Here is a 15697-nt window from a genome sequence, read left to right on the forward strand (position 1 = left end):
GTCGCCACACGTTATTGCGCAATAGCCGCTTTTTATTAACAGATTATTTACCCTGTTGCGCAAACCGCTCAACAAATAGCCATATCTTTTTCTTATCAATGCAATCATCTGATTTAAATCGTTTTTATTTTCAGGCTGCACATAAAAACAACAATCATAACAATGTTTAATGGTAGCAAAAAAGTCAAAATACAGTTATTAAGACTGTAAATGACTGGTTAACCAGAACATGTAACAAACACCACCACCAAAAGACAGGTTAATTAACTATAAATATTAATGCAGTTGTGATCCTGATCACCCGATATCGCCAAACTAACGCTGTCATCTGCTTATTCCGGTGGTAGAGTGTGCGCCATAAAATAATAGCGATGATTAATCACTACTGCGGTTGACGGTTATTTTTGCAGCGCCGATCAGGCGCAATCGTCGGGTGTTAATTGATTGTTTTTTCTGTTGTGGACAGCACTGGAGAAGATTATGGACTCGTCTCAAACCGCGGTTCTTGCGGGTGATAAACAGCAAAGTGTCATGGCATGGCGTAAAAGTGACACCATGTGGATGTTGGGTTTATACGGTACCGCCATTGGCGCAGGTGTACTGTTTCTGCCGATTAATGCCGGGATCGGTGGGCTTATCCCGCTGATTATTATGGCGCTGCTGGCGTTTCCAATGACCTATTACGCCCACCGTGGTTTATGCCGTTTTGTGCTGTCCGGCAGCAAGCCTGGCGCAGATATCACTGAGGTGGTGGAAGAACATTTCGGCGTCGGTGCGGGTAAGTTGATTACCCTGCTCTACTTCCTCGCTATCTACCCGATCCTGCTGGTCTACAGCGTGGCGATCACCAATACCGTCGACAGCTTTATTACTCACCAGTTGCAACTGCAATCGCCACCACGTGCGTTACTGGCACTGATTCTGCTGGTTGGCCTGATGACCATTGTGCGCTTTGGCAAAGAGATGATTGTCAAAACCATGAGTCTGCTGGTGTTCCCGTTTGTCGCGGTGCTGATGCTGCTGGCGCTGTGGCTAATCCCTAACTGGAGCAGCGCAATTTTTGACAATGTTTCGCTGGCAGGCAGCGGCAATGGGCTGGTGATGACATTGTGGCTGGCGATCCCGGTAATGGTGTTCTCCTTTAACCACTCCCCGATTATCTCAGCGTTCGCCGTGGCGAAGCGTGAAGAGTATGGCGATCAGGCCGAACGTAAATGCTCACGCATCCTGGCTTTCAGCCATTTGATGATGGTAGTGACGGTGATGTTTTTCGTCTTCAGCTGCGTACTCAGCCTGACGCCGGAAAACCTGGCAGAAGCGAAACAGCAGAATATTTCCATTCTTTCATATCTGGCTAACCATTTTAATACGCCAATGATGGCGTGGCTGGCACCGATTATTGCCATCGTGGCAATTACCAAATCCTTCCTCGGTCACTATCTGGGGGCGCGCGAAGGCTTTAATGGTCTGATCGTGAAATCACTGCGTGGTCGTGGCAAGCAGGTTAGCGAGAGCAAACTAAACCGCTTCACCGCGCTGTTTATGCTGGTGAGCACCTGGATTGTCGCCAGCTGGAACCCAAGCATTCTGGGGATGATTGAAACCCTCGGCGGGCCGATTATCGCCGTACTGCTGTTCCTGATGCCGATGTACGCGATTAACAAAGTTCCGGCGATGCGCAAATACAGCGGCGCGGCCAGTAACCTGTTTGTGGTGCTGGTGGGCCTGGTGGCCATTTCGGGGATTCTGTTTAACCTGGTGGGATAAGCTTTAGCGGCGGCGTTGCTGCCGCCAATAAATCGAACGGGCAGCGTTTTCGCTGCCCGTTTTAATCAGGAAAACCACTTCCCGAACCAGCCATCCAGCTTCATCATCACAAAGTCCCAGATTCGGCTGAAGAAGCCGCCTTGCTGCACTTCATCCAACACCACCAGCGGGCGCTGCTCAATGGTTTTACCGTTCAGCTGGAAATCAATGGTTCCCACCTGCTGATATTTCTTTAACGGTGCCTGGAGCTGCGGTGAAGTCAGGGTGAAGCTGGCCTTCATATTCTTCATCTGCCCTTTTGGGATAGTCAACGCGGCATCTTTCTCAACCCCCAGGTTGACCTGCTTACGGTCGCCAAACCACACGCGCTGGGTGGAAAACGCCGTGTTCGCCTTAATTGGCGTCACGGTTTCCCAGAAACGGAATCCCCACGTCAGCAACTTTTCACTTTCGCGGAAACGAATACCGTCGGTCGCCGCCCCCAGCACCACGGAAATCAGTCGCATATCCCCTTCAGTTGCCGATGCCACCAGGTTATTGCCCGCTCCGGAAGTATGACCGGTTTTGATCCCGTCCACCTTCAGGTTGCTGCTCCACAGCAGACGATTACGGTTATGCTGACGGATTTTGTTGAAGGTAAACTCTTTTTCTTTATGCAGTGCGTACTCTTCCGGCACATCGCGAATCAGTGCCTGACCAATCAGTGCCATATCGCGCGCGGTACTATACTGTCCTTCAGAATCGAGACCGTGAACGGTTTTAAAATGGGTGTTTTGCAGGCCAAGCGCTTTGACATAGTTGTTCATCAGGCCAACAAAAGAGTCCTGACTGCCGGCGACGTAATCGGCCAACGCGATGCTGGCATCATTACCGGACTGAATCACGATACCTTTATTTAGTTCCGAGACCGGTATCCGGTCGCCCGGCTTCAGAAACATGAGTGAGGAGCCTTGCAGGATCGGGTTACCGGTAGCCCAGGCATCTTTACCGACGGTGACCAAATCATCGTTGGTGATTTTCCCGGATTTAAGCGCTTGTCCGATCACATAACTGGCCATCATTTTGGTCAGGCTGGCGGGGTCGAGACGATCGTCTGCTGCGGATTCGGCCAGCACTTTGCCACTGGCATAATCCATTAAAATCCAGGCCTTAGCATCAATCTGCGGCGCGGCTGGCGCCTGTTCGGCGTGGGCAAGAGCGGTTGTTAGCACAACAAGCGTGGTGCTGGCAGCCAGTGCCCGGACACTGGCATAGAGGCGAGTTTTGTTCATGGCGTGACCAGAGTATCCATTTAAAATTTTAAAGGTTTCATGATGTTATCCAACAACATTCAACCTACTACGCTAACCTTTCGGCTAACTGAAAAAAACAGCATGACCGTAAAGTTTTTTAGAGTTTATTAGATAAATCTGGGCTTTGCTGCGAAATAGCGCAATTTCTGCCGATTATCTAATCAATCAGATTGCGTCAGATTCTGATTTTTTGCAGAACAGTTAAGGCTGTCACAAAAATCCGCTAATCTGAGTTGAGTTTGCCTGAGGAGAGTCACCATGGATTTAGCCCTTTTCGATCTTGATGAAACCCTGATTTGCGAAGACAGTACCAGCCTGTGGCTACGCTGGCTGGTATCGCAGGGCTTTGCGCCGGAAGCGCTGCTCAAACAGGAGCAGGAACTGATGAGCCAGTATTATCAGGGCACGCTGTCAATGGAAGAGTATATGAATACCACTCTCGCACCGTTAACCGGTATGGCAACGCTGACGGTATCCGGCTGGCTACGTCGCTTTATTCAACGCGATATTCTGCCACGGGTTTACCCTGACGCACGTGAGCGTCTTACATGGCATCAACAGCGTGGTGATACCATTCTGGTGATTTCTGCCAGCGGCGAACACCTGGTAACGCCGATTGCGCAACAGCTGGGTGCGCATGGCGCACTGGCGGTGGGGGTTGAAATCGTTGATGATCGCTACAGCGGTCTGACTTACGGCACTATGACCTACAAGGAAGGTAAAGTCACCCGACTGACCGACTGGAAATCGCTCCAGGCTGATCCAAATTTTGATCGCACCTGGGCCTACAGCGATTCGATGAATGATATTCCGCTGCTGGAACAGGCTGACCACGCGCATGTGATCAACCCGGATGAGCTGCTGCATCAGGAAGCGCTGAATCGCGGCTGGCAAGTCTGTCGCTGGGTAAAGTAACTTTGCAGGTGGCCAGTCATCACTGGCCACTTCGCTGAGTTACTTCAGGCCGACTTTCAGTAATTTGCCATCGCTTTCATCCGTCAGCACGTAGAGGAAACCGTCAGGCCCGACGCGCACATCACGAATACGTTCGTGGCGATCTTCCAGCAGACGTTCCTGCTCAATCACTTTTTCGCCATTAATTGTCAGACGAATCAGGCTTTGCTGTTTCAGCGCGCCAATAAACAGCGAATTTTTCCACATCGGGAATTTTGCGCTGTTATAAAACGCCATGCCGCTGATAGCTGGCGACACTTTCCACCAGAAGAGCGGCTGTTCCGTCCCTTCTACCTCACCACCTTTGGATTCCGGAACTTTTTCGCCGCTATAGTCAACGCCCCAGGTCGCCAGCGGCCAGCCGTAGTTTTTGCCCTTCTCAATAATATTCACTTCATCGCCGCCGCGCGCACCGTGTTCGCTTTCCCATATCTGCTGGGTCCACGGATTAAATGCCACGCCCTGCGGATTGCGCAACCCATAGGCCCAGATTTCCGCACGCGCATTTTTACGGTCGACAAACGGGTTATCTTGCGGAATCTCGCCGTCGGCGGTCAGCCGCACCATTTTACCCTATAGCTTACTCAAATCCTGCGCGGTGGCGCTGTGGAAATTATCGCCGAACACAATGTACAGGTAGCCATCGCGATCAAATGCCATACGGGTGCCGAGATTAGCGCCGCTGGAGAGCTGAGGCTGCTGGCGCAGCACCACCTTAAAATCACGCAACTGACGGTTATCTTCGCTCAGTACCCCATAACCGACTGCCGCACCGGCACCGCCATTTACGCCAGCTTCAGTAAAGCTCAGCCAGACGCGACGGCTTTTCTCAAAGTCGGGTGCCAGCACCACATCCAGTAAACCGCCCTGGCGGTGCGCCCACACCTTCGGCACGCCAGCAATCGGCTCTGATAACCCGCTCTGCGGATTCCATAAGCGCAACTGACCGGAGCGCTCGGTGATTAAAATATCCGCTTTATCTGGCAAAAAGGCCACTGCCCATGGGTGATCCAGCTTATCCTGCAGCTGTTGTACCGTAACATCGGCCGCCATTAGCGAACCGGAAACCAGTAATGAAGTACTCACAATCAGTGTCGACAGCAGGCGTGGCATAGGCTCCTCCGGGTAACCATCCGATAGTGAAGATCACGCGACCTTGCGCGCAATTTCAACGACTTTGGTAATAACCGTAGCCTGAAGGAGCCTGTACGGAATGATTTTTACAAAAACTTAAGGAGTCAATTTAATATTCACCGTGTCGTTGACCATGCTATTAATTGGCTGTTTCAGGTCTTCAAAGTTTATCGGTGCATTGCTGTTGGGGATATTTTTGCCAACGCCTTTACGTACTACCTCAACCATCGTCTTACCGCTTTGCGCATCAATCAGCTGTACTTCAAGAAACAACGCGCTCTGCTGAGTGCGATGCCCCGCAGCTGCCATGGTACCGGCAATCACTGCGCCAATCGGGATCACTTCGTAAAACTGAACACCTTGATTCTCAGCGGTTACAGCGGTAATTGCGGTTTTCATAATCAGCGTTGCTGGCCCCGCCTGTTGTACCAGCGGTTTACGTTTGGCGACCGCGGCTCGAAGTTGCTGATCGGTATAACTTCTGATTTGATCAAGCGTTGCCTGGCTGACGCGGGCATTCGGTGCTGCCGCCGGATAATAAATCACCGGCGTAAAAACCACTCCCCGGTAATCACTTTCTTTAAAATCCGGCGAAACCCATCGCAGGGTTTCCTGTCCCGAGGCCGAACGTGTGGGTTGTAACTGACTATAATCAGGTAAAAAACCAGAAAATTGTCGGGTGTCCGCGACTTTTGATGTACAACCGGCAAGGAAAAGAGTGCTAACCATCGCTCCTGCCAACAGCATTTTGCGCTGAATAATCATGAAGAGATTCCTTAAGGCGGTGAAGGGGTAATGTTGTTATCAATCGCCTTTTCAGCATAGGAAGATTCGAGATAATCACCACCCTACTAACCACTTTTAACCCTGTGCCGATTAAAAATAGTCTGATTATTCTGTTGCCCTGAATTAACCCGCCCCTTTTATGCTGACTGAAAACCCTATTCACCGTTATTGCTGGCAGACATTGTTAACGCAAAATGTCAGCCATGTAAAAAAACGCAATGCTGATTATTTTTTAAGCGGTGATATTTTATACTCTGGCGGTTGGACCAGCCAGAACCGGCGCGTCTGACAAAGGAGCTTGATTAACGAATAGGGACATAATCACTATGACGAATAGCAAAAATACCAAAAAAACCTCAGGGCGTATCGCCAGCGTTGCGGCGCAGACGCTGAAAAACCCGGATGCCACCGCGATGCAAAAAAGCCTCGCGGGCTCCGCGTTAGCCCAATCGCGTACTGATAAAGAGAGCGGTAAAGAGATGGAGGGTAAGGCGTCTTCCGCATTAACCGATCCGGAATCTGATGCGTTAACCCGCAGTCTGGCAGCAAGTGTATTATCGCAGTCGAATAAAATACGTTAAGTTATCTGTCGGCGGGAACACTCCCGCCGATATCCAGCCGGTTACTCCTGAATCGAGGTCAGCAATGCATTCTGCACGATACGTTGAGCCGCCAGCGGATTTTGCTCCGCCTGCGCGGCCTGTAGCGCAGTGATATCCAGTTTATCCAGCGCGCGGTAAATATGTTTAAGAAAACGAATCGATAAGTTGGCCGCTTCGACATTATCTTCACGGAACGGGAATTGATCCAGCTGCCAGACCCCGTCCCAGTTATTTATTTTCAGCACATAGAAGAACTCAAAGATCTCGGTCATATGCACCGTACCGACCACCAGATCGTCATCCCAGCCGCGCAGGTTATCGTTAACGTCCATCCCAAACAGACGGCCACGGTCAATAATCAGCTGAGCTGAATCCGCAGGTGATTCGCCGGCAAACAGCGCATGACCAAAATCGAGCAGCACGCCGACGTTATCCAGTCCAATATCATCAATGCCCAGCAAGGTTCTGGCGGCAGAATCCCAGGTCATTTTGACGCGCGGTTCACGCGGTTTATATTCAATCGCAAATTTCACATCCGGATTGGCGCTGGCCAGATCGCGCATGCCATCTACCGCCAGTTTCCATAAATTTTTATGGTCAACCTGGAACGGATAGTCCCAGCCATCCTGACCCGGCCAGACTTTGACATAATTGGCACCGATCTCACGCACCACCCCCGCCGCTTCGTTCATCAGTTCAAACGCCTGCGCACGTGTCGCCGGATCCGGGTTGGTAAAGGCTCCGCGTGAGAATTTGCGCAGATAAATTTCCGGCGTGATCCCTATCGCCTGTAATCCCGCCTCATGCAGTGCCTCTTTGACCTCACTCAGCCCCACGCCTGGGGTAAACGGATATGGCAGGTCGACATAGGATAAATCTTCTACCTGTTTCGCCAGCATTATCTGGTCGATAGTGCTGAGCGACGGGCCATAGCCATCAACCGCGTAGCGATCAACATAGTTAGCGAAATGCCATAAACCGGCACCGAACTTGGGATAGTTATAGGTACTCATCGTAAGATAGTCTCCGGATCAGCGTGTTATCAGATTTTGCCGTGGCAAGCCTGGGCGCACCAGACTGCACATCGGGCCAGCATTGAATATATATTCAGTAACGTTTATTTATTCATTGAGTGTTACTGATATCTGCCGGGACATCCATCTCGCTGCGGTTGAAAAGTGACAGCTATCACAGGTTTTCGCCGCAGGACGATAAGCGGAAGAGGAATAGTTAAAAATGAAGGGAACCTGTCGGGAAGCCGTTTTCGACTCCCGCCCTGAAGATATGCCAGGCGCTAAGCTTCGGCAGGGGCGGCGTGAATGCCGCCCCTGCATTCACACTCCTGAGTGATGCATCAGCTTTTTAATTTCGGGTCCAGCGCATCGCGTAAACCATCGCCTAACAAGTTAAACGCCAGCACGGTAAGGAATATCGCCAGGCTGGGAAAGATCGCCACATGCGGGGCAATCACCATATCAGCACGCGCTTCGTTAAGCATTGCGCCCCACTCCGGCGTGGGTGGCTGCGCGCCGAGGCCGAGAAACGACAGGCTGGCGGCGGTGATAATCGATGTCCCGATACGCATGGTGAAATAGACCACAATCGAGGAAACCGTGCCCGGCAAAATATGGCGCATAATAATGGTGAAATCGGATGCGCCAATACTGCGTGCCGACTCGATAAATGTCTGATGTTTAAGCACCAGCGTATTACCGCGCACCAACCGGGCAAAGGCCGGAATACTGAAAATCGCCACCGCCACAATCACATTCGACATGCCGCTGCCCATAATCGCCACCACGGCAATCGCCAGCAAAATACCGGGGAAGGCAAAAAGCACATCGCAGATGCGCATAATCAGCCGATCCCACCAGCCTTCATAGTAACCAGCCAGCAGTCCGAGTGCGGTGCCAATTGCCGCACCGATTGCCACCGAAAAGAAACCGGCAATTAATGAAATCTGTGTCCCGACCAGCACCCGGCTAAAAATGTCACGCCCCAGCGAATCGACGCCGAGCCAGTGCATCATCGACGGCCCCTGGTTAAGCCGGTCATAATCAAAATAGTTTTCCGCATCGTAGGGGGCAATCCACGGTGCGATAAAGGCCACTATCAGCAGCAACAGGACAAACAACGCGGCGATCATCGCCACATGCTGACGACGAAAACGTCGCCAGAACTCCCGCCACGGCGTGCGCACGCGATGTTCTTTTACGGTGGGCATTGCGCTCAGTGCCGCTTCACGTCGCCAGTTTTTCATTGCGGCTCCTTATTTGTAGCGAATAGCCGGGTTAATGGCGGCATACAGCATATCAACGATCAGATTGATCAAGATAAACTCCAGCGAGAACAGCAATACCTCGGCCTGAATCACCGGATAGTCGCGCATCTCAACAGAATCGACTAATAACCGCCCGAGCCCCGGCCAGTTAAATACCACTTCAACTACAATCGAACCACCGAGCAGAAAACCGAACTGCAAACCCATCATGGTGACCACCGGGATCATCGCATTGCGCAGCCCGTGTTTTATCACCACCAGCGATTCACGCACGCCTTTGGCGCGGGCGGTGCGCATATAATCTTCCTGCATCACCTCAACAAACGAGGCGCGGGTAAAGCGTGCCATCACGGCGGCCACCGCTGCCCCAAGGGTAATCGAGGGTAAAATATAGTGTTTCCAGCTGTCGGCACCGACGGTCGGCAGCCAGCCCAGCTCGACGGAAAAGACCTGCATCAGCAGCATACCGAGGGCGAAAGCGGGAAAGGAAATACCGGAGACCGCCAGCGTCATGCCGAGACGGTCCGGCCAGCGGTTGCGCCAGACGGCAGACAGCACGCCAATTGTCATGCCGAAAATCACCGCCCAGACCATACTGGAGAGCGTCAGCCAGAGCGTTGGCATAAACCGCGAGGCAATCTCTTCCGCAACCGGTCGTTTCGACACCATTGAGTGACCAAAATCGCCCTGCAACGCATTAAGGATAAATTGCCAGAACTGCTGGGGCAGCGGCTGGTCGAGTCCGAGCTGCTGGCGCACCATCGCCACCACGGAAGCATCCGCTTCCGGTCCGGCAATCAGCCGCGCCGGATCGCCCGGCAACATATGAACAAACAGGAATACCAGTACCGCCACAATCAGCAGCGTAGGAATCAGTCCCAGTAAGCGTTTAATAAAATAATTAAGCATGCATCATCCTGCCCGTTGCCACGCCAGCCCTGACGGACTGGCGTTGACCGGCACTACTTCAGATCGGCTTCATCGAAGCTAAAGGAGGTATCCGGCATAACATAAAAGCCGGTCAGCGTTTTGGTGTTCGCCGAAACCAACTGCTCAACCACCAGCGGAGCCCATGGACGATCGTTCCAGATGCGATCCTGTGCATCTTTATACAGTTTGGCTTTTTCAGCACGATCGGTGGTTTTCAGCGCAGCAGCCAGATCGTTATCCACCTGCGGATTGCTGTAAAACGCGGTATTAAAGATGGTTGGCGGCCAGGACGTGGTGGCGAACAGCGGCGTCAGCGCCCAGTCAGCTTCACCGGTGGAAGCTGACCAGCCGGTGTAAAACATGCGTACTCCGCTCTCTTTCTGCCCTTTACTTTCCACTTCCGCCGCGCGCTGACCGGCATCCATCGCCGTCACTTTGACCTTAATCCCGACCTGAGCCAGCTGCTGTTGGGTAAATTGCAGCACTTTCTGCGCAGTGCTGTGATTATGCGATGACCACAGCGTGGTGCTGAAACCGTTCGGGAAACCGGCCTCTTTTAACAGTTCACGCGCTTTGGCCGGGTCATAGGCTATCGCCGGATAAGTCTGGGCGAAGTCGATAGACGGCGGCACGATACCGGTAGCTGGCGTCGCGAAGCCACTGAACGCCACTTTCGCCAGCGCCTGGCGGTTAATGGCGTAGTTAATCGCTTCGCGCACCTTCGGGTTGTCGAACGGCTTCTGCGTCACATTAAAACTGATATAGCGCTGCATGATCGAAGGTGACGTCACCAGATCCAGCTTACTGTTGCCTTTCAGCACGTTCGCCTGCTCAAACGGAATCGGGAAAGCAAAGTTGGCTTCACCGGTTTGCAGCATCGCCGCGCGGGTGTTGTTATCCACTATCGGACGCCAGGTAATGCTGTCGAGTTTTGGATAACCTTTCTTCCAGTAGCCATCCCACTTTTTCACCTTCACAAAGTCGGTCTGGTTCCAGGTCACAAACTCATACGGACCGGTTCCCACCGGATGGAAGCCGATCTCTTTGCCATATTTTTTCAGGGCGGTCGGTGAAATCATGGCCGCAGCCGGATGCGCCAGGATATTGATAAAGGCCGAGAATGGTTGTTTTAAGGTTATTTTAACCGTAGTCGCATCGACCGCTTCAGTCGTGGCAATGGTTTTAAACAGGTTATAGCGTTTCAGCTGGCTGTCGGGATTACTGGCGCGATCGAGATTGACCTTTACCGCTTCGGCATTGAAGTCGGTACCATCCTGGAATTTAATCCCTGGACGCAGTTTGATGGTGTAGATCAATCCATCCGGGCTGGCCTGATAGCTTTCGGCCAGCACGTTGGTCAGCTTCATCTCTTTATCAAAACCAAACAGCCCCTGATAAAAAGATTTCGCCACCGCCTGCGACAGCGTGTCGTTAGCATCGTAAGGATCGAGGGTGGTGAAATTGGAGGCGACGGCGATCACCGCATCCTTTGCCGCCCAGGCCGGGACCGCAGCGAAACTGCCGATCAATCCCGCAGTCACCAGCCATTTACGCGTGTGTGAAATCGTCATGTTACAAAGTTCTCCTGTAGTCCCTTGAGTTATATGAAACAAAACACCATCAGGCACCGCTGATCGCATGGCGCGCGACGTAATGCCCTGCGCCAACTTCCACCAGGGGTGCCACTTCGGGTTCATCACCCAGCGCGCGAATCGGACTGGGAATTTCATCGACCAGTAAAGCGCGTTCACGGCGTCGATGGCCGGGGTCGGCAACCGGCACCGCTGACATCAGCTTACGGGTATACGGATGCTGCGGGCGCTCGAAAACCGCCTGTCGCGGGCCAATCTCAACAATCTGACCGAGATACATCACCGCCACGCGATGGCTGATGCGCTCCACCACCGCCATATCATGAGAAATAAACAGAAACGCAATGCCGAACTCACGCTGCAAATCGAGCATCAGATTGATAATCTGCGCCTGGATCGACACGTCGAGTGCGGATACCGACTCATCGGCAATCACCACTTTCGGATTCAGCGCCAGCGCACGCGCAATACAGATACGCTGCCGCTGCCCGCCGGAAAATTCGTGTGGATAGCGCTGCGCATGCTCCGGCAGTAATCCCACCTTCTCCAGCAGCCAGGCGACGCGCGCTTCCGCCTCGCGTCCCTTCATCACGCCATGCACCAGCAGCGGCTCCATGATCGAGAAACCGACCGTCAGGCGCGGATCGAGCGAGGCATAGGGATCCTGAAAGATAAACTGAATATCGCGGCGCAAAGGCGACAGCTCGCTGGTTTTCAGCCGGTCGATGCGCTGACCGTTAAAGGTGATACTGCCGCCCTGGCTCTCCACCAGCCGCAGCAATGAGCGCCCGGTGGTTGATTTGCCGCAGCCCGATTCGCCGACTAACGCCAGCGTTTCGCCCGGTTTCAGATCAAAACTGACCTTTTCAACCGCATGTACCCGGCGCGTTACGCGATTAAAAATACCGCTGCGAATATCAAAACGCGTCACCAAATCGCGCACCTGCAATATCGGTTCGACTCCGGCCGGTACCGTATCCTGGGCATCCAGTGATAGCGGCTGTTCTGCACTGACCAGAGGAAATTTAGCCGGAAACGGCTGGCCAGCCATTGAGCCAAGTTTCGGCACCGCCGCCAGCAGCGCCCGGGTATAGGGCTGCTGTGGCTGACGAAAAATCTGCTCAACCGGCGCGGTTTCCACCACTTCACCGCGATACATCACCTGTACCCGGTCAGCCATCTCAGCAACCACGCCCATATCGTGGGTGATAAAGATCACCGCCATTTCCATCTCTTTTTGCAGCACCCGAATCAGCTGCAAAATTTGCGCCTGAATAGTGACATCCAGCGCGGTAGTTGGCTCATCGGCAATTAACAGAGCCGGTTTACAGGATAACGCCATGGCGATCATCACCCGCTGGCGCATACCGCCGGAAAGCTGATGCGGATAGCGGGTCAGCACGTTTTTCGCTTCCGGAATGCGCACTAAATCCAGCATCCGCTGCGCTTCCGCCAGCGCCTGGCGATGATTCAGCCCCTGATGCAAGCGAATCGACTCAGCGATCTGTTCACCGACGGTAAACACCGGATTCAGTGAGGTCATCGGCTCCTGGAAAATCATCGCCATATCGGCACCGCGAATGGCGCGCATCTGCGACTGGCGTGCCGTAGCCAGATCCAGCACCGCGCCATTGCGGCGGCGCAGCCAGATTTCGCCGCTGTCCATCTTGCCGCCGCCCTGCTCAATCAGGCGCATCAGCGCCAGTGAGGTGACCGACTTGCCGGAACCGGATTCGCCGACAATCGCCAGCGTTTCACCGCGCCTGACCTCCAGCGACAGCTGGCGCACCGCCTGCGTGGTCACGCCTTCCTGAGTGAAGCTGACACTAAGATTGCGTACCGCCAGCACCTGTTCGGCTGACAGCGGCACGTCTGCTGAGGATCCGGTCATGCTTGCTCCTTACTCTTCGCGATAGATTCCCACCACCGCACCATCGCCAACATAACCGTAGCCGCGATACATCCCTTCGCTGTTAAACGGCAGCGCGATATTGCCATCGCGATCGACCGCCACCACGCCGCCGCTGCCGCCAAGCAATGGAATTTTTTCCATCACCACGCGTTCGCTGGCCTGCTTTAGTGACAGACCGCGATATTCCACCAGCGCAGCAATATCATAGGCCGCCAGGGTGCGCATAAACACTTCACCGGTACCGGTGCAGGAGACGGCCACATTGGCGTTATTGGCGTAACAACCGGCACCGACAATCGGTGAATCACCGACCCGTCCGGCCTGCTTATTGGTCATTCCGCCGGTCGAGGTGGCGGCCGCCAGATTGCCTTGCAGATCGCAGGCCACCGCGCCTACTGTACCGAGTTTACGATCGTTATCCAGCGGATGACCGTCGGCCGTTTGCGCCGCGCCATCATGATCAAGCAGCATCTGCTGGCTGGCTAACGCGCGCTGCAACTGCTGCCAGCGTTCCGGCGTCGAGAAGTAATCCGCCGCCACGGTTTCCAGCCCGTGCTGCGCCGCAAAGCTCTCGGCACCAGCGCCGATAAACAGCGCATGCGGGCTGTGTTCCAGCACCGCTCGCGCCGCCAGTACCGGATGACGAAGATGCGAAACGCCTGCCACCGCGCCCACTTCCAGCGAGCGGCCATCCATTACGCAGGCATCCAGTTCATGAGTACCCTGATGGGTAAAAACCGCGCCTTTACCGGCGTTAAACAGCGGGCACTCTTCCAGTAAACGTACCGCTTCAGTGACCGCATCCAGCGCGCTGCCGCCCGCTGCCAGTATCGCCTGACCACTGGCGACCACATCAGAAAGTGCCTGAATATACTGTTGCTCTTTCTCTGCGCTCATTGCCGCACGCGCAATGGCTCCCGCGCCGCCATGAATGGCGATCACTGCTCTGCTCATCATTCACTTACCCTGTGTGTTAAATCAGCATGAAAAACACTGAGTTAGCTGAGGTTTATCAAAATTTCAGCGATTTTTGACTATAGGTAGCCTGTAAAGCGATGTAAAGCGGAATGTTTCATTCCCGGTAATAACAAAACGTTGTATCTAATAACCTGAACCGCTTTACCGCAGGTGCTGCCCGGCAACAGCGGGGATGATCCGGCCGGGGTTTCGCGCCATAATAGACAGCATCTGATGTATTGCTGGAGAGACCATGGAACTGTTTACTGCGGGGTTAATCTCCCTTGAAGAAGCGCGCGAGAAAATGCTGGCGCAAATTTCCCCGCTGAGCGATGTCGAGACCCTCGCCCTCGCCGCTGCCGCCGGACGCATTACCGCTGAGGCAGTGATCTCGCCCATTGATGTGCCGCCTTTTGCCAATTCAGCCATGGATGGTTATGCGCTGCGCCAGGCCGACTTAAACGCCGACAAACCGTTGCCGGTGGCAGGCAAAGCCTTTGCCGGTGCGCCTTATCAGGGCGATTGGCCAGCTGGCAGCTGTATCCGCATTATGACCGGCGCACCAATTCCGCCGGGTGCCGATGCCGTGGTGATGCAGGAACAGACCGAAAGCAGTGATGAAGGCGTGCGCTTCCTCGCGGCGGTGCAACCGGGTCAAAATATTCGTCTGGCGGGTGAAGATATTCAGCAAGGTGCCAGCGTGCTCACTGCCGGAGTGAAGCTCGGCGCAGCCGAACTGCCGCTGCTGGCCTCGCTCGGTATCAGTCAGGTTAACGTATTGCGCAAGCTGCGAGTGGCGGTTTTTTCCACCGGCGACGAGTTACAGCCGGTCGGCACGCCGCTGGCCGCCGGACAAATCTATGATACTAACCGCTTTGCCGTGCATCTGATGCTGGATGCGCTGGGCTGCGAGGTGCTTGACCTTGGTATCATTAAAGATGACCCGACAGCACTGCGCGCAGCCTTTGACCAGGCCGATACGCAAGCCGACGTGGTAATCAGCAGCGGCGGGGTTTCCGTCGGTGAAGCCGATTACACTAAGCAGATGCTGGATGAACTGGGTGAAATCGGCTTCTGGAAGCTGGCGATGAAACCGGGCAAACCTTTTGCTTTTGGCAAGCTAAACAACAGCTGGTTCTGTGGCTTGCCAGGCAATCCGGTGTCCGCTGCGGTGACTTTCTATCAACTGGTACAACCGCTGTTAGCGCGCCTTACTGGTCAGCAGAGTGACTGCCTGCCGGCAAAAATGCGCGCGCGCGCCACCGAACGCCTGAAAAAATCACCGGGTCGTCTCGATTTTCAGCGCGGAATATTCTGTCGCAACAGTGAAGGCGAGCTTGAAGTGCGCAGTACCGGTCATCAGGGTTCGCACGTATTCAGCTCTTTCAGCCAGGCGAACTGCTTTATCGTTCTTGAGCGCGAACGCAACACGGTGCAAGCGGGCGAGTGGGTAGAGATCGAACCGTTTAACGCGCTGTTGGGAGGCTGAG

Annotated in this window: 12 protein-coding genes and 1 pseudogene; 4 read left to right on the forward strand and 9 right to left on the reverse strand. The window is 53.8% G+C overall.

What is annotated here, in order from left to right:
- Positions 1 to 480: 480 nt before the first annotated feature.
- Positions 481 to 1767, forward strand: coding sequence for an HAAAP family serine/threonine permease (locus tag NG42_RS00405; RefSeq protein WP_052896606.1), 1287 nt, complete (start codon positions 481 to 483; stop codon positions 1765 to 1767).
- Between the two features lie 65 nt (positions 1768 to 1832).
- Here the strand turns inward: NG42_RS00405 and NG42_RS00410 are convergent, their stop codons facing one another.
- On the reverse strand, positions 1833 to 3038 hold the full coding sequence (locus NG42_RS00410; RefSeq protein WP_052896608.1) for a serine hydrolase: 1206 nt from the start codon (positions 3036 to 3038) through the stop codon (positions 1833 to 1835).
- A 279-nt stretch (positions 3039 to 3317) separates the two neighbouring features.
- Here NG42_RS00410 and NG42_RS00415 point away from each other — a divergent pair, with 279 nt between their 5' ends.
- Positions 3318 to 3974 (forward strand): HAD family hydrolase, encoded by a 657-nt coding sequence (locus tag NG42_RS00415; RefSeq protein ID WP_052896611.1) that lies wholly within the window; start codon positions 3318 to 3320, stop codon positions 3972 to 3974.
- A gap of 39 nt (positions 3975 to 4013) precedes the next feature.
- On the opposite strand, the pseudogene NG42_RS00420 reads toward NG42_RS00415, so the two are convergent.
- Positions 4014 to 5126, reverse strand: a pseudogene (locus tag NG42_RS00420) (PQQ-dependent sugar dehydrogenase).
- Positions 5127 to 5243: 117 nt separating this feature from the next.
- Positions 5244 to 5912 carry a DUF3313 domain-containing protein gene (locus NG42_RS00425; protein ID WP_052896612.1) on the reverse strand — a complete coding sequence of 223 codons (669 nt, stop codon included), beginning with the start codon at positions 5910 to 5912 and terminating at the stop codon, positions 5244 to 5246.
- Positions 5913 to 6259: 347 nt separating this feature from the next.
- On the opposite strand from NG42_RS00425, the gene NG42_RS00430 reads away from it, so the two are divergent.
- On the forward strand, positions 6260 to 6514 hold the full coding sequence (locus NG42_RS00430; RefSeq protein ID WP_052896614.1) for a hypothetical protein: 255 nt from the start codon (positions 6260 to 6262) through the stop codon (positions 6512 to 6514).
- 41 nt (positions 6515 to 6555) lie between these two features.
- Here NG42_RS00430 and NG42_RS00435 read toward each other — a convergent pair whose 3' ends face one another.
- From NG42_RS00435 to NG42_RS00460, 6 genes are all read right to left on the reverse strand, one after another.
- On the reverse strand, positions 6556 to 7548 hold the full coding sequence (locus NG42_RS00435) for a sugar phosphate isomerase/epimerase family protein (protein ID WP_052896616.1): 993 nt from the start codon (positions 7546 to 7548) through the stop codon (positions 6556 to 6558).
- Positions 7549 to 7889: 341 nt separating this feature from the next.
- A complete protein-coding gene (gsiD, locus tag NG42_RS00440) occupies positions 7890 to 8795 on the reverse strand; it encodes a glutathione ABC transporter permease GsiD (RefSeq protein WP_052896618.1) in 906 nt (301 codons plus the stop codon).
- A gap of 9 nt (positions 8796 to 8804) precedes the next feature.
- Positions 8805 to 9725 (reverse strand): glutathione ABC transporter permease GsiC, encoded by a 921-nt coding sequence (gene gsiC, locus NG42_RS00445; RefSeq protein WP_052896620.1) that lies wholly within the window; start codon positions 9723 to 9725, stop codon positions 8805 to 8807.
- A gap of 53 nt (positions 9726 to 9778) precedes the next feature.
- Positions 9779 to 11317 carry a glutathione ABC transporter substrate-binding protein GsiB gene (gene gsiB / locus NG42_RS00450; RefSeq protein WP_052896622.1) on the reverse strand — a complete coding sequence of 513 codons (1539 nt, stop codon included), beginning with the start codon at positions 11315 to 11317 and terminating at the stop codon, positions 9779 to 9781.
- Between the two features lie 49 nt (positions 11318 to 11366).
- Positions 11367 to 13229 (reverse strand): glutathione ABC transporter ATP-binding protein GsiA, encoded by a 1863-nt coding sequence (gene gsiA, locus NG42_RS00455; protein WP_052896624.1) that lies wholly within the window; start codon positions 13227 to 13229, stop codon positions 11367 to 11369.
- Positions 13230 to 13238: 9 nt separating this feature from the next.
- Positions 13239 to 14204, reverse strand: coding sequence for an isoaspartyl peptidase/L-asparaginase (locus tag NG42_RS00460; RefSeq protein WP_052896922.1), 966 nt, complete (start codon positions 14202 to 14204; stop codon positions 13239 to 13241).
- Between the two features lie 256 nt (positions 14205 to 14460).
- Between NG42_RS00460 and moeA the strand changes: the two genes are divergently transcribed.
- Positions 14461 to 15696 carry a molybdopterin molybdotransferase MoeA gene (moeA, locus tag NG42_RS00465; RefSeq protein ID WP_052896626.1) on the forward strand — a complete coding sequence of 412 codons (1236 nt, stop codon included), beginning with the start codon at positions 14461 to 14463 and terminating at the stop codon, positions 15694 to 15696.
- Position 15697: the final 1 nt, after the last annotated feature.

Source organism: Winslowiella iniecta, from assembly GCF_001267535.1.
Taxonomy (GTDB): Bacteria; Pseudomonadota; Gammaproteobacteria; order Enterobacterales; family Enterobacteriaceae; genus Erwinia; species Erwinia iniecta.